This is a genomic window from Defluviimonas aquaemixtae, assembly GCF_900302475.1.
Taxonomy (GTDB): domain Bacteria; phylum Pseudomonadota; class Alphaproteobacteria; order Rhodobacterales; family Rhodobacteraceae; genus Albidovulum; species Albidovulum aquaemixtae.
This window is the reverse complement of record NZ_OMOQ01000001.1, coordinates 1,810,286-1,829,285: the sequence shown is the minus strand read 5'-3', so window position 1 is coordinate 1,829,285 and position 19,000 is coordinate 1,810,286. Positions and strand designations below refer to the sequence as shown.

Below are 19,000 nucleotides of genomic sequence, written 5' to 3'. Positions count from 1 at the left end.
ATGTGGCTGGGCGTGGCGGATCGGAGGATCCGCCATGACAATTGCAAACCTACCGGCCATTCGCGCCTGCCGCCCTGCCTGGAACAAGGGCCGCGTTGTCGGCCAGAAACGCCCGCTGCTGCCGAAACAGGTCTGGGCGATCCGTGTCCGGCTCGAGCTGGCTGAGAACTTCCGCGACCTCGCGCTCTTCAACAACGCGATCGACAGCAAGCTCAGGGGCTGCGATATCGTCAAGCTAAACGTCGCCGACGTCTATGCCGCCGGCCAAGTCAAGGAACGCGCCTCGATCATCCAGAGCAAGACGCGGAAACCGGTTCGGTTCGAATTGACCGAGGGGACCCGCGCGTCGCTAGCGACCTGGCTCGAGCAACCCATGATGATCGGATCAGAATTCCTTTGGCCCGGCCGGTTCCACGAACGCCTGCACATCTCGACGCGGCAATACGCCCGCCTTGTTCGGGATTGGGTCTCGTCCATCGACCTCGAGCCAAGCTCCTACGGCACGCATTCCATGCGCCGCACCAAGGTCGCGCACATCTATCGCAAGACCGACAACCTTCGGGCGGTGCAACTGCTCTTGGGCCACACCAAGATGGACAGCACGGTCCGCTATCTCGGCGTCGAGCTCGAAGATGCGCTGGCTATCGCGGAAGCAATTTGAAATCTAGCAGAAATGGGCTGTCCCACGCGGACGGCCCATACCGGCAACTCGACCGAAGCCGTCCATGCTGCGTTGCGGCCCGCCGCACCGGACCTTGATCGATCGCGTAGCGATATGGATATTCGGGAGTCTTCGGCGCAACAAACCTGCGTTTTGCCGCGAACGCTCCAGCCGCGCTTCAGGCTCCTCGCGATGCGTGTATTGGAAATGCCGACGGGTTGGGGCGTTTGCACCAAGCGCGGGCCTGCCTTACCCGTTCAAGCTTTCGATTGTTCAGGCGCCTTCCTGAACAACAATAATATCCCGATAAGACCGAGCAGAATGCGGTCAGCTGTTCCATTCGCTTTCATCCGCACTGTCTTGACCCGAACTGACTGAGGGAAGGAAATGGGTTGGAATTCGTCCGAAAACCCCCATGCCCGAGCAATGCCATGCATGTATGCCCGACGCGACAGGAGACTCCGCGTCGGGCTGCGAATTGTATCGCTCAGTTAATCCATTCGTTCACGGTGTCCATGTTGTTCGCGACCCAGTCCTCGGCCACATCGCGCGGGTCCATGCCGTCGCGGCCGATCTTCAGGATCCATTCGTTGACTACGTCCGGATCGAGCTGCATCTGGCTGAGGAACTTCGCCACCGGCGGATTACGCTTTTCCAAGGTTTTGGAGTAGGCGACGAAGATTTCCGCGTCGCTGCTGGCGCAGGAGAAGTTTGACACTTCCAGCCAGTCTTCCTTTTCGAGGTCCACGTTCTCGCAGCCCTCGGTGCGCTCCGGCTCTTCGATCGGCGTAAGGTCATAGGCAGCGTGAACCCACTCCGGCGTCCAGTAGTAGAACAGGATCGGCTGTTCGCGCTGAATCGCGGTCTGTAGCTGCGCCTTGAAGGTCGCGTCAGGCAGAATCTCAGGCTCCCAAAGCTCCGACAGGCCGTAGCTTTTGAACTTTACCTGCCACATCCGCGTGGAGTTCCAACCGGCGTCGCCGGCCCAGTACTCGCCCTTGCCATTGCCGTCCTTGTCGAACATCGCGGCGACTTCCGGATCCTTGAGATCCTCGACTGATTTCACCCGTTCCGCCATGTAGGACGGCACATACATCTTCTGGGTGCCCAGATAGGGGATGTTGTGGCCGACGGTCTGTGCGCCGTCGATATATTCGTTCCAGATGGCCTCGCGGTTAGGCATCCAGAGATCGGTGTAGACATCCGCCGAACCGTCACCCTTGTCCATGCCGGCAGCGATGACATTGCCGTCCGAGAGGCCGGTGACGATTTCGGCTTCCGAATCGAGCGGACCATCGATCACGGCTTCGATCACATGGGCGATGGCCGAGGCGCCCGTCCAGCTCAGATCGCCGATCTTGACCGTGGCGTCCTGCGCGGCGGCACCGGAAGCGAATAGCGCGGACACGGCGGCCCCTGCGAGCAGATTTCCGAATAGTTTCATATTTCTCCCTTTCGTGTTGGCGGCGCCATTGGCACCGGTTCTGGTTGACTAGTGACGGGCCCTGTTCGCTTTCTGCACCACCCGGTCGATCATCATCGCAAGGAGGGCAATTCCGATACCAGCGAGGACTCCGCGTCCGGTTTCGGTCTTTTCAAGCGCCTCGGTTACGATGTAGCCCATGCCGCCCGCGCCAATGAGCGCGGCGATGACAACCATCGATAGGCTCATCATGACGACCTGGTTGATCCCGGTCATGATCGAGGGCAGCGCCAGCGGAAGCTCGACCTTTGTCAGCAGCTGGCGGGGGTTCGCGCCGAAGGCGAGGGCAGCTTCCTTGGTGTTCTCCGGCACATGACGGATGCCGAGCGCCGTTAGCCGGACCATCGGCGGCATCGCGAAGATCACGGTAGCAAGGATCCCCGGCGGCTTACCGATCGAGAAGAACGCGATGGCGGGCAGCAGGTAGACGAAGGACGGGATCGTCTGCATGACATCGAGGATCGGTGTCATGATCCCGTGCCCGCGCGCCGACTTTCCGACCCAGATCCCCAATGGCAAGCCCGCAACGACGCAGATGATCGACGCCGCCACGACAAGCGACATCGTGTCCATGGCCGTCTGCCAGAAGCCGAACACTGCGAGGTAGATCAGCGAAGCTCCGACGAAGATCGTCGTGCGCGTGCCTGCCATCTTGTACGCGATGAAGAGAAGTGCGCACATCGTGATCGGCCAGGGCGTGCCGACGAATACGGAGGTGATCGCGCTTAGCATCCCCCGCAGGAATTGTGTTATGCCGTCGAAAAGAAAGCCGTAGAATACCGTCAGGTAGGCAATGCCGTTGTCAATCGCCTCCGACACATAGGTGTTGAGGTTGACCGGCGGAGCGTCAGGGTTCGGCGGCGTACGCTGGATGATCCTATTGCCCGCGTCGTCCCGGGGAAAGGTGATGTCATCCGGCCGCTCGATCCAGAAGAGCGTGGGAAATTCACCGATTATGAAGCAGTCGAACCGATCTTTGAAAGGCACGGCTTCGCCTTCGGCCATGGCGCGGTCCTGCCGGATACAGGTGCGTTCGTCCGGAGCGAACTGCGTGGACCGGTAGATCATCATCGGAAAGATCAGAAGGGTGATCAGAGCGCAAAGGATCAGGCGTGACGTCGAAACGCCGCTGTTGACCTCTCTGTTCACGCGCCATCTCGAATACTGGTTGGCGTAGAGCCTGTCAGCCACCCAGGCAAAGATCAGCCGCCCGAGGACGAACGCAACTATGGCGCCCATCAGATGGGACTGGGACCAGCCCTCATAGCGTTGGACGAGAAAGTCCTTGTCCGCGTTGTCGGCGGCGGCCTTGGTGTATTTGTGGACAAGCGATAGATTGACCACCGCGATCAGGTCGACGGCGAATCCGATCACGAAAAGCGTCCAGTTGCCGCGCAGCGCCGCCCAGACGAAGCTGCCCAGAAGTGCCGCCTTGTTGATGTGAAAGCGGTCCAGCGTCGACTTCTGGATCTTCAGAAAGACATCGGAGTAGTAGTCTCCGCTTTGCTCCGCGAACTCGGAAAAGGGTCTTCTCAGATCGGGTTCCATTGTCATCGGCTCACACCTCGCCCTTGATGCCGTGCAGGAGCGCATCCTTCGTCACGACGCCCACCGGTTTGCCGTCGCTCTCGATCACGATCGGGTTGTCCTGATCGACCGCGAGGCTGACCAGCACGTCCAGATTGTCCTCGGGCCCCGCCTTCGGGCAGGTTTCGAGCGGGGGCAGCTTCCTCCCATTGCTCTCGAAGGCCTCGACGGGCTGCATCACCGTGTGCGCGAAGATCAGCTTGAGCTTTGAGATGCCGGCCACGAAATCCGCGACATAATCGTCCGCCGGCTGGGTCACGATCTCTTCCGGAGTGCCCGTCTGCACGATCTCGCCGTCCTTCATGATCGCGATCCTTGTCCCCATGCGGATCGCCTCGTCGAGGTCATGGGTGATGAACAGCGTCGTCTTCTTCATGGACTTCGAGAGATCGAGAAACTCGTCCTGAAGCCCACGGCGGATCAACGGATCGAGGGCGGAGAACGGCTCGTCCATCAGGAGGATGTCGGGATCGGCGGCCATGGCACGGGCGAGGCCCACGCGCTGCTGCATGCCGCCGGAGAGTTCGCTCGGCATCCGGTCGCCGTAGCCCTGAAGGTGAACCAGCTCGATTACGCGGTCGGCGACGTTGGCGCGAGTGAAGGCGTCGACGTTCCTCAGTTCCAGCGCGAAGGAGATGTTGTCGCGCACCGTGCGGTGCGGCAACAGCGCCATGTTTTGAAACACCATACCGATCTTGTCGGCGCGCATGACGCGCAAGTCTTCGGCGTTCAGGCCGCCGACATCGACGCCGTTGATCAGGATCTCTCCGCCGGTAGGCTCGATCAGCCGGTTGATATGACGGACAAGCGTCGATTTTCCGGAACCCGACAGCCCCATGATGCAGAAGATTTCGCCTTCGCCCACGGAGATCGAAACATCCCGCACGCCGACGACGGCCTGGAACCGTTCGAGCACTTCGGCTTTCGACAGGTTGTCCCGCCGGACGGCCTCCATGGCTTCTTGGGCCAGGTCGCCAAAGATTTTCCACACGTTCCGTGTGACGACGACAGCTTCTGATCCGTTATCTCTCACGCGCGCGCCTTCTCTCTTTTCGGGTCGAGGAACGGCAGGGCGACGACGACGCCGGGCAGCCGCTTCATGCGCCCGTCGAGCTTGCCAACTTCAAGTTCTGTGCCGATCTCGGCGTTCTCCACCGCCACGCGGGACATCGCGATTGCGTGGCCGAGTTGCGGCGAGTGGCAGCCGCTGGTGGCGACCCCGACCTGTTCGCGGCCGATAAAAAGGGCGTCGCCGTGCGAGGGCGCCTCGCTCCCGGCAAAGTGAAGGCCCACAAGCTTGCGGCGCGGCGCGGCGGCATTGCGCTCGAGCGCAGCTTTGCCGAGGAAATCGGACTTCTTCAGGTCGACCGCGAAGCCCAGACCGGATTCGAAGGCGTCGCTGTCGGGCCCGAACTCCGCGCCCGCAATCATCAGCCCAGCCTCGATGCGCAGCAAGTTCAGCGCCTCGCCGCCCATGGGAACCAGCCCGTGCGGCGCGCCGGCCTCCATCAGCCCGTCCCAGATCGCGAGCGCATCGTCGCGGTCGCAGAATATCTCGTAACCCAGCTCGCCAGTGAACCCGGTCCGGCAAAGCATGAACATTGGGCCGTCGCGATCGTGGAGCCGGGCGATCGTGAAGCCGAACCACTTGAGGTTGTCGAGCGCGGGGCGCGTCGGCTGGGTGAACACGACCTTGCGCAGGATGTCGCGCGATTTCGGCCCTTGCAACGCCAGGTTCACCATGCGGTGCCCGAGCGAGAGCACGCGCGCGTTCAGCCCGAGGATTTCCGCCTGCTCACGCAGATGCGCAGCGGAATTGTCCGACCCGCAGCACCAGCGGAACGCCATTGGCTCCAGCCGGAATAGCGTGCCGTCATCGAGCACGCTGCCCCGCTTGTCGCACATGAGTGCGTAGAACCCGCGATGCTGGGCCAGTTTCGACACGTCGCGGGTTAGGCAGTGCTGCAGTAGCGCTTCGGCATCCGGGCCCACGACGTCGAACTTCCTGAGGCCCGACATGTCCTGCAACGTCGCCGCGTTCTTACAGGCCCAGTATTCCTCGACAGCGCCGGTCGCGTCGTACTGCGCCGGAACCCAGAGGTCGCGCGAGGCGTGGAAGCGTGTCGTCAGCTTCGAGGTGCGCGGGTGGAACGCCGAATGTCGTGTCAGACTTCCGGCATCATCTGGCTGTGCACGCCAGGAAACTGAGTGGGAAATGGACGTGTCCTCTTCGTAGATGCGCACGTGGATGTCAGTCGGATTCCAGCCGTTGATCGGATCGACGTCGTCCGGGCACGCGGTCGAGACGCAAACGAGATCGATCAAGGCCTGCATGGCCACGTAATCCCCCGGGCGCGACCACGCCTCGTCGGCCGAGATGTTGTGATCGTGCCAGTCGATCCAGGAGTTGAAGAAGAAGTTGATCGCCGGCCATGCCCGACGCGGCTGGATACCGTAGGGGGCGAAGACACTGCTGATGTTGTCGGAGCAGTTCAGATGCCCCGGAAAGCCGCGCTCTTCGTACCCCCGCGCGGTGCAGGCCAGCGCGAAGGTGTCGTGCCGACCCACCGTGTCCTGACGGACCGCCAGAAGCGGGCGGATGTCCTGATCGTAGAACTTGTCGTGCAGGCCGGGTAGCGGGTAGGCGCTGCGCGTCATCGTGCGCGACACGGTGGAATCGATGTAGCGCTCTTTCCCGGCATCCAGCGCATCGCTCCGCATCGCCATGAAGTCGGAGCATTGCTGCCCCTCAACGTCGATGATCTGGACGAATTGGCCCTTCTTCAACTCATAGGCCCTGGCGGTGCCGCGCGTTACGCGCCACTCGTCGCGGATTTTGCCCAGCGGCTCGGGCAGGACGAGGCCGCTGTTGTCGCCTACCGGAGGCTTGATGCTCACCGCGATCTGGCCGCCGCCGCCGACGGTGATGTAGTCGCGGGACTTAGGGACGATGACGAACAGCAGAGCATCCGACGTCACCCGCGCGAGATGAACCTCGCCGGGCGCGACCCCCTCGTCGAAGACGCGCAGCACGCGCGCGTCCTCGAGCTTCCCACCGCGTTCAGAAGCGATGGCGGCCATCATACGCGAGTCAAATGCGGCGGGATCGAGCGTCGAGGCGGCCTGCGGTGGCACTTCGAGCGCGGACAGACCGAAATTCCTGTCGCGCTCGGAAATGGCGGTTAGCCACGCGCCGGCGCCGCCATCCACATTGGTCAGCGAGACGATGCTACCAGCTGAGACGCGCACGCGCCCGGTTTCGCCACAGCCGACGGACAGTTTCAGGCTGTCTGCCTGCTTGATGCCCTGATAGCGAAAGCGCTGTAGCCGCGTGGCGGCCTCGATGTTTAGCACGGACTCTCCCCCCCCCATGGCGGTTCCGCGTCGATTTCAGCCGCGCCTCGCAGCGCGAAGTGAAACCGGTTACATTTCATCACACGTAAGCTTGTCGAACACTTAGAATCAACGACGAATGACTAGGTAACCGGTTACATAAAACACTTGCCCTGCCGGTACGTCAAGTTTAATCATACGGAATGATACAAGCGGGTGTCTCGTGGCCAGGAAAGTAGGAAGCATCCGCGATGTCGCGAAGGAAACCGGGCTTTCCATCGCAACAATCTCGCGGGTCATGAACGGCGTCGATAAGGTCAGTCCGGAGACCCGCAACCGTGTTCTGAAGGCGTGCAAGAAGCTGGACTACTTCCCCAACCCGGCCGCACGCGCCCTCTCTACCAAAAAGTCCAGAACGATCGCAGCCATTATCCCGACGATCGAACATTCGGTCTTTGCAAAGTTTATCGCCGGCATCGAGCAAACTTTGGCAGAGAGGGATTATTCGCTCGTTCTGGCCGTCTCCAACGGCGACGAGGACGAGGAATTTCGGGCGGCGCGCAAACTTCTCGGCATGGGTGCCGAAGCCTTCATACTCAGCGGGGCGGCGCATAACAAAGCAATGGTGGAGATGCTGGAGCGACGCCAAGTACCGCATGTCTTCACGTCGATCTGGAATCCGGACTGCAAGAGTCCGACGATCGGATACGACAATTTCAATCTTGCCGCGAATGCCGTTAGTTTTCTCGCCGCGAAAGGACATCGCAACCTCGCTGTCATTCACGGACCCCTCGCAGAAAGCGACCGGACGGTCGCCCGGCGTGAAGGTGCGGCCTCTGTGCAAACGGAGCCACTTGTAACTGAGTTTCACGAAACGAGTCTCAGCGTTGAGGGTGGCAAGAGCGTGATCCGGGAAATCCTGACGCGCCACAGCGGTGTGACCGCAGTGTTGTGCTTCTCCGACGTTTTGGCACTAGGCGCCTACTTCGGTCTGTCCGAGGCCGGATTGCGAATTCCCGATGACATGTCGGTCATGGGTTTCGACAATCTGGATTGGGCAAAGGACGCCATGCCTCCGCTCACCACGATTGATCTCCCTGCAGCTGGGATGGGACGCGAAGTGGCCAGTCAGCTTGTGGATCACCTCGAGAGTGATGCAGCGCTCGTGCCGAAACTCCTGCCCAGCCGGATCATTGAGCGGGAGTCCGTCCGTCAGTTAGGCGGGGATTGCGAGCAGGAGGCCGGCGGTTGACGCGCGACTCGCTCCGCATGACGGGCGCGATGATGCAAAGTTTCAGGAAACTTGTCCGATCTGGGCGGAGGTGGGAAATGGCATTGCCGGAATCTATGTAGGGCGTTCAACTGACCGGCCATGGCGGTCCGGAGATGCTTTGCTGGAACGAGTCGATCCCGACCCCTGCGCCGGGTCCCGGAGAGGCGCTCGTCCGGGTGCTGCCGCAGGCGTCAACAATACCGACATCAACACGCGCATCGGTTGGTACTCCAAGGAGGTCACCGGAAGCACAGAGGAATGCGATCATCCGGCGGACGTCGACGACGGTGGATGGGCCGGCGCCCTCCAATTTCCGCGGATTCAAGGCAGCGACCTCTGCGGCGAGGCTGTTGCCCTGGGCGCCGAGGCCGGGAAAGTCGCTGTCGGGAAGCGCGTGATCTGCCCGACCAGCCAGCCCAATCCGACAGAAAAGGAGCCTACGCGGATTCTGGCCATCGGCTCGGAATTCGACGGAGCCTTCGCGCAGAATTGCGTGGTTCCCGCCAACCAGCTTCACGATGTCACCGACGCGCCGCTGACGGATATCGAGCTTGGCGCGATACCTTGCGCCTACGGGACGGCCTTCAACCTGCTGAGCCGGTCCGGGGTCGGGCCCGGCGATCGCGTAGTCATTGCCGGGGCGTCCGGCGGGGTCGGCCTTGCCGCCGTCCAGCTCGCGAAACTCCGGGGCGCGCGTGTCTGCGCGGTGGCCAGCGCATCGAAGCAGGCGATGGTGCGCGCCGCCGGTCCCGACGAGCTTCTCGATCGCGACCAAACGCCACCTCCCAAATCCGGAACAGTGGTGATCGACGTCGTCGGCGGACCCGGATGGCGGGCATTTGTCGAGGCACTGATGCTCGCGGGCCGCTACGCCAGGTCTGAAGCGATCGCCGGACCGATCGTCAACGCGGATCTTCGGACGCTTCATCTCAAAGACCTCACGATCTACGGGTGTACCTATACGCCGCACGAGACATTCGCCGAGCTGGTCGCCCTGATAAACACGGGCGCCGTCAAACCTCTGGTCTCAAAGACCTATCCGCTCTCGGATATCGCTGTTGCGCAGGCCGATTTTGTGGCGAAGGCCTATCCGGGAAAGCTGGTGCTCATTCCTCCTGACATCTGATGCGGCGCTTGCGTCGCCCCCGCGCGACCGTGTTCATTCGCCAATTCAGGCGTGACACAAAATCGGCCAAATTGGACTCGGAACAGTCGTGTGGTGCCGCAGCGAGCCACGGGCAGTGGTCAGGTGTTGCTCGGCCCTTTCCCGCCGTTCATCACTGCTTGTCGGCGCTGCGGTGCAGCTTCACCGAAGCGGCCGTTCGCGCGTCGCGCAGAAATTTACTGAGATGGGCGTCGGCGAAGCGTGACGACGTTCACTGCGGTTGGTCGAACGGCGGTTCTGGCGCATCGCCATGGGATCTGTCCGAAAGATCGGCGGAACCCTGATGCGGGCTGGGTGGTCTAGGTCGTGGCGAAAGAGGCGCCGCCGGGATGCCCCGAACGGCGCCGCAAGGGTCAGAAGTTGCGCTTCACGAAATCATTCACGGCTTCCCAGGCCTTCGCCCGGTTCTCGCCATAGCGCTTCTCGAGGAGGCCGACGAGCTGCGAGCGGCGACCGGCGGTCTTTTCGATCTCGTCATCGGTCAGATCGCCCCAGGCTTCGCGGACCTTGCCCTTGATTGCGGTCCAGTCGCCCTTCAGCGCCATGTTATCATAACGCGCCGCGATAGCGTCGATCTCGTCGCGCGCCTTCTCGATCGACATGCCGTATTCCTTTTGAAGCAGACCGGCCAGGTACTCCGCATTGCCGCGCGTCTGTTCGAGCTTGTCGTCGGTCAGCTTGCCCCAGGCGCTGCGTGCGGCGCCCTTGAACTCGTTCCAGGTGCCGTCGATCGTGTCTTGATGGATGTGCATTTCCGTCTCCGTTGTTGGATTGAACACCCACAGCATGTCCGGCGCCGTGCGCGGCGGGGAGTGAGTCACGGTATGCCGGGGGTTAACCGGCGGATCAGAGCTCGGTCACAACGCCCGCCTTGCGCCAGCCCTCGCGGATCTTCGTCTTGAGCTCGTCGGGCGCGTGCCAAAGCCGGAAGTTGTGGCTGACGAGGTGTTTGAACCGGTCGGGATCGGCTTCGATCGCCTCGACCAAGGGACGCGCTTCCTTCACCCGCCCGAGCTGGCCGAGCACCATCGCCTCGAACAGGATCTCGAAGCCCCAGGCGCTCTTGCCGCCCAGATGCACCTGCGTCAGCGCCTCTTCATGGCGATCGTCGAGATAGAGACGCCAGGCGGGGAGCCAGTAATACCAGCCGGGCGGATTGGGGCTGAGCCGCATGGCGCGCTTCATGATGCGAAGCCCCTCGCCCCAGTCGCGCGTGAACGCGGTGCAGACGGCGAGGTCGGCGAGCATATCCGGGTAGTTCGGATTGAGCCTGAGCGCGGTGTCGGCGGCGGCGCGGAAGCGGCCGAATTCGCCGAGATGGTAGTGCATGAGGAAGAGCGCGTGATGGCCGGCGACGTCGAGGGGATCGAGCTCAACCGCCCGCTGCGCCGCCGCCAGCGCGCGGTTCAGGGGATCGGGACGCAGGTTGTAGCCGCCGCGCAACTCGTCGCCGTAGACGATCGACAGCATCGCCCAGGCGCCGGCATAGTCGGGGTCGATGGCGACTGCGCGTTCGAGAAGGTCACGGACGCGGGCATGGGTCTCCTCGGTCGGCTTGCGCCAGTATTCCGATGCGAGCAGCCGGCATTCATAGGCGTCAAGCGCCTCGGTCCCCGCCCGCCGCCGCGTGCCGAGCCGGTGGATGACGCCATGCGGCTCGGCGATCTCGGCGGCGATGCGGGCGGCGACCTCCTCCTCGATCTCGAAGAGGCCTTGCGCGCTCAGCGTGCGGTCGAAGACCTCGCTAGACAGATGCGCCCCGGTCTCGGCGTCGATAAGCTGCGCGGTCACCCGCACCTGATCCTCCCAGCGCCGGACCGAGCCCTCGACGATGTAGCGCACGCCCAGATCGTTGCCGATGTCGCGCGGATCGGCGGGGCGGTCCTTGTAGCGGAAGGTCGAGTGACGCGAGATCACCTTGAGCTCGCGGAACCGGGCCAGCGCGTTGAGGATCTCTTCAGTGAAGCCGTCGGCGATGAATTCCTGCGCCGGGTCGCCGCTGAGGTTGTCGAAGGGCAGGACGGCAATGGAATAGCGCGCGGTGTCGGCTTCGCCGGGCGCGGCCTCGTCGGCGGCTTCGGGGTCGAATGCGACCTCGAAATGCGGGGAGTAGGAGCCCTTGGGAATGACGATCCTGAGAGGATCGTCGACTCCTTCCTGCGCATAATAGAGGTCGAGCCGCATGCGGAGCTTGCCCGCCTGCACGCGCACGATCGTGTCGATGGCGGGGTCGAAATCCTCGGGCCGGTCGAACACGTCGACGCCGATGGCGTAGCCCTTGAGCTCGGCGGCATTGCCCGCGAGCGACTGCTCGACCAAATAGCGCAGGAACCGGTTCAGCCGCGTCGTGCCCGCGAACTGGCTGCTGGCGAGGATGCGATCAAGTTGTTGCTCGACCACGCCCCGGCTGATCGGTGCGGTGGCGGTCGTGCTCACAATGCCGCTCCCGTGGCGATTGATCGTTGACTGGGATTCTCTGCGCGTCTCCCGCGGGTCCCATACCACATCCTTCACCGTGATTCACTCATCGCGGCCCCGTGGTCTGTGCCAGTTTCCGCTCATCGACAGGCGCCGGATCCATCTGGCGCCGGATGAGAAAGGGAACGACTGAATGACGAAATCTTACGAATTTGTCGCGGAGGCCAGGGCCGGGCTCGACCAGATCGACGCCGAGCTGAGTGCGCTCGAGACCAAGGTGAAAGCTTCCGGCAAGGCGGCGGATGATTGGACCTGCGACCAGGCAGGTAAGCTCCGCGCCGACTGGCAGAAGGCCCGCACCGAGATGCGGAAGATCGCCGATCGCATCGAGACCGAGGGCGACGAGGCCGCCCGCGATGCCAAGGCGCAGGCCGAGAGGCATTGGGCGGCGCTGAAAGCCGCTGTGAAGGCATATCGCGACCACGTCGGCTGAGCCGACGGGCGCGGATCGCGGCCGGGGCAATGGTGCCGCCGGCCACCCCACCACCAGAAGGAGAACCACCATGAAAACCGTGTTCACCCCCCTTGCCGCCGCGCTGATCGTCGCGGCCCCCACCTTCGCGGTCGCCGAGGAAAAGCCCGTCGCGGGCGGCTCGATCATGGGCGTCGAGGTCCATGTCGAAAGCGTCGTCGCCAACGGCTACAGCGCCAACAAGCTGATCGGCCAGACGGTCCACAACGACCAAAAGAAAGAGGTCGGCATGGTCCATGACCTGATCGTCGGCACCGGCGGCGACGTCAGCCTTGCCATCGTCGAGGTCGGCGGCTTCCTCGGCATGGGCTCGAAATGGGTCGCGGTGCCTGCGGGCCTCTTCGAGCCGGGCCCGAAGGCCGAACTGGTCCTGCCGGGCGCGACGGAGGCCAAGCTGAAAGAGATGCCGGCCTTCCGGTATGCCCACTGAGCGCGGAGGATCAGCCATGACCACGACAACGCATGACACCCAGGAGCGGGAAATCGGACGCGGCTGGTTCATCGCGCTCGGCGTCGTCCTGATCCTGACCGGCGTCGGGGCGCTGACCTTCCCGCTTGTCGCGACGCTTTCGATGGAGATCCTCGTCGGCTCGGCCATGCTGGCCGGCGGGATCGTCACCCTCGTCCACGCCTTCCGGACCAAGGAATGGAGCGGCTTCTTCTGGGAACTGATCCTGGCGGCGATCTATCTCGTCGGCGGGGTCGTGTTCCTCGCCAATCCGTTCGGCGGGGTCGTCGCGCTGACGCTGATGCTCGGCGTCTTCTTCACCGCCGAAGGCGTGGCGCGCATGATCCTCGCCTTCCGGGTCCGGCCTGAACGGGCCTGGGGCTGGGTCTTCGCCTCGGGCGCGATGTCGCTCCTCTTGGGCATCCTGGTGATCGCCGGCATGGCGAACGGATCGTCGCTGGTCTTCATCGGGCTTCTCGTCGGCATCAACATGATCTTCGCCGGAGCGTCGTTCATTGCCTTTGGCAATGCGAGCGGGCCGCTCGCCGCGCCCAACAATGCATAGCGAAGTCCCAGGGGCGGGCCGTCGCGGTTCGCCCCTGCCTGCCGGTCGAACGCAATCCTCGTAGGAGTAGGAGAGGCAACCGCTCAAGGGTTTGAAATGCCGGGAGGTCAGCGGAACTCGGCTCGCCTGGCCGCCAGGTAACGTACCGCGTCTTCACCGATGACCGGAGTGAACAGCGCTTGCATGCGGCGGGGTCCTCGTTCGGCCCATAGCGGAAATTCATCCCGTTCTGGGTTCTGCGGTGCAGCTTACGCCAGAGCGGTCCTTCCTTATCGCCACAGCTTGAGTGCCAGTCAGACAGCCCAAGTACGAACCCACCGAAACACAACGACCGCCGCGTTCACCGAATGCTGATATAATCGTGACTAGCGATGCAGCACGTTTAGGTCGACTGTGTTGTGGTGTGACCCGCACCGCCCATCGCTCGAAAGCTGCACTGCAGAAGGGCTATCGGAGGTTGTGCGTCTGAAGAGGAATCTGGCGCGCGAAAGGCCCTGCAATGGCTTTGAAAGCTCACCCCCGGATCGTCGCAGTTGCGTCAATGGTTGCGTTTGCGTTGTTTTGGCCCGGTGCCTTGCGTGCTCAAGAAACGACATCGCTACCAGACTACGTGGTCGAGCAATTTGGCACTCCCCCCGCAGTTCCGGACGGCCCGCTTTCCGAAGCCTTGCAGGCTGCGGTGCAGGTGGCCTTTCTCGAGAGTGCGATCGAGTCAACCTGGGGGCAAGATCAATCGGCCGCCCTCGGTGAAATCGCTGAGTCAAAAGATCCCCGGCTCGTCTGGATCATAAGTGATCTGATGCGATTTGCCGGCGGCGAACCGCTAAGCCGAGAACTAGCCGGTGCTGCCACGACATTGTTGGACATAGACGTACCGAACCAAAATCAGTGGGGGGTTGTGACGGACCATCTCATTGCATGGGACATCCCGGCGCCCCCTGATTACCTGCGGGCCAAGCGCACCATCTTCACAAGCCTTGTTCCCGGCTGGGACCGTATCATTGTTGAAGGCGACATCGACTGGCGGCTCGTGTCCTGGGGCGGCGTGCCCATAGACGATCGCGCCTATGATACGACAGACGAGCCGTGCAACTGCATTCCCGCGGCCGACAATCCCGAAGTCAGCAGCGCCGAAGATGCAACCTGGCTCAAGGACGACGATATCGTCTTCGGCATTGAGGTGAACGGAGAGTATCGGGCGTATCCGCGGCGCATCATGGAGGTGCGTGAAATGGTCAACGATACCTTGGGCGGACGTGACCTCGGCATTCCATACTGCACTTTGTGCGGTGCGGCACAGGCCTATTTCACCGACCGGCTGCCGGAGGGAATTGCGCGGCCCGTTCTGCGAACATCGGGGCTGCTAATTCGTTCTAACAAGGTGATGTACGACGTGAACACCTTTTCGGTGTTTGACACGTTCCTCGGCAAGGCGGTGACCGGGCCTCTTGCGGAACGGAACCTGCAACTGGAACAGGCCTCTGTCGTGACCACCGATTGGGGAACGTGGAAAAGGACATACCCTCAGACGACGGTGCTCGTGGAAGAACTGGCGCTTGGTCGCGATTTCGATTTTCGCAACGGCCGTGATGCCAACGGGCCGATATTCCCAGTCGGCGATGTCGATCCGCGCTTGCCCATACACGAGGATATCATCGGCATTGTCACGGCGTCCGGCAAGCCTGTGGCGTTCCAACGCAGTCAGGCGTTCTTGGCATTGAGCGACGGTGATGAGATCGCGTTCGAGAACGTCCGTCTTCAACTGGATGCTGGCGGCATAAAGGCCGTTGACGCAGACGGCACCGACCTTGGGAGCCATCAGGCATTTTGGTTCGCCTGGTCGCAGTTTCATCCGGATACCACACTCTGGCCCGGACAAGGCTCGGCGGAGTGAGCTATCCTTGGCGCGGCAAGGGCGAGGATTGAGGCTGTCGTAGCCGCTGGCCTGAAGCGCAGCGTTTGATACTTTGAGCTCTAAACTGACTTCAGGCGCGTTGCAGACGGCCCGCTCCTGCCGTTCGACTGAGTATAGCGACGCCGCGGCGCAGCCCGTGAGACCGGACTTTCGCGGCGCCCGCGAAAATGCGCACCACTTGACCTCACACAATGCGCGACACTCGCGCGAGGAGCCTACTCCGACTGAATGTCAGGTCTGGAATTTCGCGACATGCAGCATCCGAAAGTGCGCCGCCAGTCGACGGTCTCCGCGTGATGTCACGAAGTTGGGCTTCAAGGTTACACTCGTTGTTGCAAGACCCGGGGGTTCGTCCTTGCACACTCAGGGCGACGAAACCGACATGAATGGCCACAACCGATCGTGTTGAATGCTTGTGCGCTTGGCATCAGGCGGGAAACCGGCTGCGGTGCATCGAGCGCGCCTTCATACCGAAGCGCTACGATGGAACGGTCCGCGCGGGCGAGGAACACGGCGGCCTCAGCGCGCGGTCGGTGCCAGGCGGATCGCCGGTGGACAAGTCCCTAATTCGGCCGTCACACCATCCGTAGCTTTGGTACGAGTGCCTGCTACCATTCGATCCTGCCCTGGGTCTCGGTGAGCGACCGGACGAGCGCTGCGTCGTCCCCCACTGTGCCGAGCGGGCGCACCGCAAGATCGATGCGCCGCGCTGCGTTGTAGCCCTCGGCGGCGGCCTGATCGGGGGCGATGCCATAGGCGGCGCGGAAGCGGGCGGCGAAGCTTTCCGCGCGGCCCGGGTCCTGCCGGGTTTCGGGCAACTCCCCCGGATGCAGGAAGATCGTGTCCGATGTCAGCCCCGGCAGCGTTCCGGGCCGTGGCGGCTCTGACGCCTTGCCATCGAGGAGCAGCAGGAAATCCAGCGTCGCCGGTCGTGTTCCCATGAGCCCCTTGATCCCTGCCGCCGCGGCCCCGGGCAGCGGAACGATATGGACGTCGAGCCCGCCGATATGGCCGTCGGAGGTCTCGTCGGGATGTGAGTCGCGTTCGGCCGAGGCGATCAGGAAGCCGCGCACGGCGGAGGCGAGCCGCGCCTCGGCCCCGTCGCCCGTGGCCAGGATGCCGATCGAGAAGCTGTGGGCAAGCGCGGCGCCCGCGCGCGCTCCGAGGATGAGGAGCGCGGCAAGCATGGCGCGCAGGAGGAGGACGGGCCGCAGGTCGGTCATGTCACTCTCCTTCCGAGATGTTGGCGCTGCGCAGCCTGAGCGAGTTTAGCACGACGGAGATCGACGAGGCGCTCATCGCGAAGGCGGCGAACATCGGGCTGATGAGGATGCCGAAGACCGGGAACAGCACGCCCGCCGCGATGGGCACGCCCGCGGCATTGTAGATCAGCGCGAAGAACAGGTTCTGGCGGATGTTGCGCATCGTCGCGCGGGCCAGCCGGCGGGCGCGGACGATGCCGTCGAGGTTGCCCTTGACGAGCGTGAAGCCCGCGCTTTCGATCGCCACGTCCGCACCGGTGCCCATGGCGATGCCGACATCGGCCTGCGCGAGGGCGGGCGCGTCGTTCACGCCGTCGCCCGCCATCGCGACCTTGGCGCCCCCGTCTTGCAGTTCCTTGATGATGCGTGCCTTGTCCTCTGGCAGAACATCGGCGCGGATCTCGTCGATGCCGAGGCGCGCGGCCACGGCTCTTGCGGTGCGCTCGTTGTCGCCGGTGGCCATGATGATGCGGAAGCCGAGATCGTGCAGCGCCTTCAGCGCGGCGGGTGTCGTCTCCTTCACCGGGTCGGCGACGCTGACGAGGCCTGCGACCTCGCCCTCGACGACGACGAACATCACCGTCTCGCCCGCGTCGCGGCGGGCATTCGCCTTGTCGGCCGGCGCGCCCGCATCGAGACCGAGATCGGCGAGGAGACTCAGGTTGCCGAGCGCCACTGGCCTGCCGTCGACCTTGCCGGTCACGCCCTTGCCGGTCACCGCCTCGAACTCCTTCGCATCGGCCATATCGACACCGCACTCTGCCGCACCCGCAACGATCGCCTCGGCCAGGGGATGCTCCGATCCGCGTTCGAGCGAGGCGGCGAGGCGCAGCACCTCGGTCTCGTCGTGGCCCGGTTCGGGGAAGACGTCGACAAGCTTCGGCTTGCCCTCGGTCAGCGTGCCGGTCTTGTCGACGATGAGCGTGTCGACCTTCTCGAACCGCTCCAGCGCCTCGGCGTTCTTGATGAGGACCCCAGCCTGCGCGCCGCGCCCGGTGGCGGTCATGATCGACATCGGCGTCGCCAGACCCAGCGCGCAGGGACAGGCGATGATGAGAACCGAGACTGCAGCGATGAGCCCGTAGGAGAGCGCCGGTTCCGGCCCCCAGAGCGCCCAGCCAACGAAGGCCAGCACCGCGATCCCGATCACCGCCGGAACGAACCAGCCCGAGACCTTGTCGGCGTATTTCTGGATCGGCGCCCGGCTGCGCTGCGCCGCCGCCACCATCTCGACGATCTGGCTCAGCATCGTGTCGGCGCCGACGCGGGTCGCCTCCATGATCAGACTACCGGTACCGTTGATCGTTGCGCCCGTGACCGGGTCGCCCGCGACCTTCTCGACCGGCACCGGCTCGCCGGTGATCATCGACTCGTCAATCGACGAGCGGCCCCCGGTCACGACGCCGTCGACCGGCACCTTGTCGCCGGGGCGGACGCGCAGCCGGTCGCCGACCTGCACCTGTTCGAGAGGGATTTCCTCCTCGGCTCCATTGGCGCGGATCACGCGCGCGGTCTTCGCGGCCATGTCCAGAAGCGCCCGGATCGCCTTGCCGGTCCCTTCGCGGGCGCGGAGTTCCATCACCTGGCCCAGAAGCACGAGCGTGACGATCACCGCCGCGGCCTCGAAATAGACCTCGACATGGCCCTCGGCGTCGCGGAAGCCCTCGGGGAAGATGCCGGGCGCCAGCACCGCGACCACGCTGAAGATCCAGGCGGCCATCACCCCCATGGCGATCAGGCTGAACATGTTGAGATTGAGGCTGCGGAACGAGTTCCAACCACGCACCAGGAACGGCCAGCCGCACCACAAGACGACCGGCGTGCCGAGCACGAGTTCGATCCAGAGGGCCGCGCGTTCGCCGAAGACCTCGCGCACGGCGCCGAAACCCAGAAGCGGCCCCATCGTCAGGACGAGGATCGGCAGGGAGAGCGCCACGCCAACCCAGAAGCGGCGGGTGAAATCGACAAGCTCCGGGTTCGGGCCTTCCTCGGCCATCGCGGCGGATTCCAGTTCCAGCCCCATGCCGCAGATCGGGCAGGAGCCGGGATGGGTCTGGCGCACCTCGGGATGCATCGGGCAGGTATAGACGGGGCCCGTGTGACCAGCCGGCACGGCGTCGTAGCGCCCCGACGCAACCTCAGCCGCATGGTCGTGGCCGCAATGATGGTGCCCGTGCTCTGCAGCCTCGCCCTCTGGAACCAGATGCATGCCGCATTCCGGACAGTCGCCCGGTCCGGACTGCCTGATTTCGGGATGCATGGGGCAGGTGTAGATCGTGCCGGCCTGTTCTTGGCCGGATCCGGCCTCGGCGGTGTCGGCTGCGGAATGCGCGTGTCTCAATTGCTGGCCATCTCCTG

At 63.6% G+C, this 19,000-nt stretch carries 15 protein-coding genes; 7 read left to right on the top strand and 8 right to left on the bottom strand.

What is annotated here, in order from left to right; all coding sequences use genetic code 11:
• The first annotated feature begins 34 nt into the window (after window positions 1-34).
• Window positions 35-661, top strand: coding sequence for a tyrosine-type recombinase/integrase (locus tag DEA8626_RS08915; protein WP_108852625.1), 627 nt, complete (start codon window positions 35-37; stop codon window positions 659-661).
• Between the two features lie 487 nt (window positions 662-1,148).
• Here DEA8626_RS08915 and DEA8626_RS08910 read toward each other — a convergent pair whose 3' ends face one another.
• The 4 genes from DEA8626_RS08910 to DEA8626_RS08895 are packed head-to-tail and all read right to left on the bottom strand — an operon-like array spanning window position 1,149 to window position 7,085.
• Window positions 1,149-2,105, bottom strand: coding sequence for an ABC transporter substrate-binding protein (locus tag DEA8626_RS08910; RefSeq protein ID WP_108852624.1), 957 nt, complete (start codon window positions 2,103-2,105; stop codon window positions 1,149-1,151).
• Window positions 2,106-2,153: 48 nt separating this feature from the next.
• Window positions 2,154-3,698 (bottom strand): ABC transporter permease, encoded by a 1,545-nt coding sequence (locus DEA8626_RS08905; RefSeq protein ID WP_181366395.1) that lies wholly within the window; start codon window positions 3,696-3,698, stop codon window positions 2,154-2,156.
• A 4-nt stretch (window positions 3,699-3,702) separates the two neighbouring features.
• Window positions 3,703-4,764, bottom strand: coding sequence for a quaternary amine ABC transporter ATP-binding protein (locus DEA8626_RS08900; RefSeq protein WP_245890809.1), 1,062 nt, complete (start codon window positions 4,762-4,764; stop codon window positions 3,703-3,705).
• The gene (locus DEA8626_RS08895; protein WP_245890808.1) at window positions 4,761-7,085 is read right to left on the bottom strand and encodes a DUF1989 domain-containing protein; all 2,325 of its coding nucleotides are present in this window, start codon (window positions 7,083-7,085) and stop codon (window positions 4,761-4,763) included. Before DEA8626_RS08895 ends, DEA8626_RS08900 begins: the two co-directional genes overlap by 4 nt.
• 202 nt (window positions 7,086-7,287) lie before the next feature.
• Here DEA8626_RS08895 and DEA8626_RS08890 point away from each other — a divergent pair, with 202 nt between their 5' ends.
• Complete coding sequence (locus tag DEA8626_RS08890; protein WP_108852620.1) at window positions 7,288-8,316, top strand: LacI family DNA-binding transcriptional regulator; 1,029 nt, start codon at window positions 7,288-7,290, stop codon at window positions 8,314-8,316.
• Between the two features lie 139 nt (window positions 8,317-8,455).
• Window positions 8,456-9,463: a zinc-binding dehydrogenase gene (locus DEA8626_RS08885; protein ID WP_306418097.1), complete on the top strand. Its 1,008-nt coding sequence runs from the start codon at window positions 8,456-8,458 to the stop codon at window positions 9,461-9,463.
• Between the two features lie 392 nt (window positions 9,464-9,855).
• On the opposite strand, the gene DEA8626_RS21330 is transcribed toward DEA8626_RS08885, so the two are convergent.
• Both DEA8626_RS21330 and DEA8626_RS08870 read right to left on the bottom strand, forming a co-directional pair.
• Window positions 9,856-10,254: a CsbD family protein gene (locus DEA8626_RS21330; RefSeq protein ID WP_245890807.1), complete on the bottom strand. Its 399-nt coding sequence runs from the start codon at window positions 10,252-10,254 to the stop codon at window positions 9,856-9,858.
• A 94-nt stretch (window positions 10,255-10,348) separates the two neighbouring features.
• Window positions 10,349-11,938: a hypothetical protein gene (locus tag DEA8626_RS08870; RefSeq protein ID WP_108852619.1), complete on the bottom strand. Its 1,590-nt coding sequence runs from the start codon at window positions 11,936-11,938 to the stop codon at window positions 10,349-10,351.
• Window positions 11,939-12,113: 175 nt separating this feature from the next.
• Here DEA8626_RS08870 and DEA8626_RS08865 point away from each other — a divergent pair, with 175 nt between their 5' ends.
• The 4 genes from DEA8626_RS08865 (at window position 12,114) to DEA8626_RS08850 (ending at window position 15,359) form a co-directional block, all read left to right on the top strand.
• A complete protein-coding gene (locus DEA8626_RS08865; protein WP_108852618.1) occupies window positions 12,114-12,413 on the top strand; it encodes a hypothetical protein in 300 nt (99 codons plus the stop codon).
• A 70-nt stretch (window positions 12,414-12,483) separates the two neighbouring features.
• Entirely contained in the window at window positions 12,484-12,882 is a 399-nt protein-coding gene (locus tag DEA8626_RS08860) for a PRC-barrel domain-containing protein (protein WP_108852617.1), read from the top strand.
• A gap of 16 nt (window positions 12,883-12,898) precedes the next feature.
• A complete protein-coding gene (locus tag DEA8626_RS08855) occupies window positions 12,899-13,465 on the top strand; it encodes an HdeD family acid-resistance protein (RefSeq protein WP_181366394.1) in 567 nt (188 codons plus the stop codon).
• A 499-nt stretch (window positions 13,466-13,964) separates the two neighbouring features.
• A complete protein-coding gene (locus DEA8626_RS08850; RefSeq protein ID WP_108852615.1) occupies window positions 13,965-15,359 on the top strand; it encodes a DUF3179 domain-containing (seleno)protein in 1,395 nt (464 codons plus the stop codon).
• Between the two features lie 629 nt (window positions 15,360-15,988).
• Here DEA8626_RS08850 and DEA8626_RS08845 read toward each other — a convergent pair.
• On the bottom strand, window positions 15,989-16,603 hold the full coding sequence (locus tag DEA8626_RS08845) for a hypothetical protein (protein WP_108852614.1): 615 nt from the start codon (window positions 16,601-16,603) through the stop codon (window positions 15,989-15,991).
• A gap of 1 nt (window position 16,604) precedes the next feature.
• Window positions 16,605-18,902, bottom strand: a complete 2,298-nt coding sequence (locus DEA8626_RS08840; protein WP_181366429.1) for a copper-transporting P-type ATPase — start codon at window positions 18,900-18,902, stop codon at window positions 16,605-16,607.
• Window positions 18,903-19,000 lie beyond the last annotated feature (98 nt).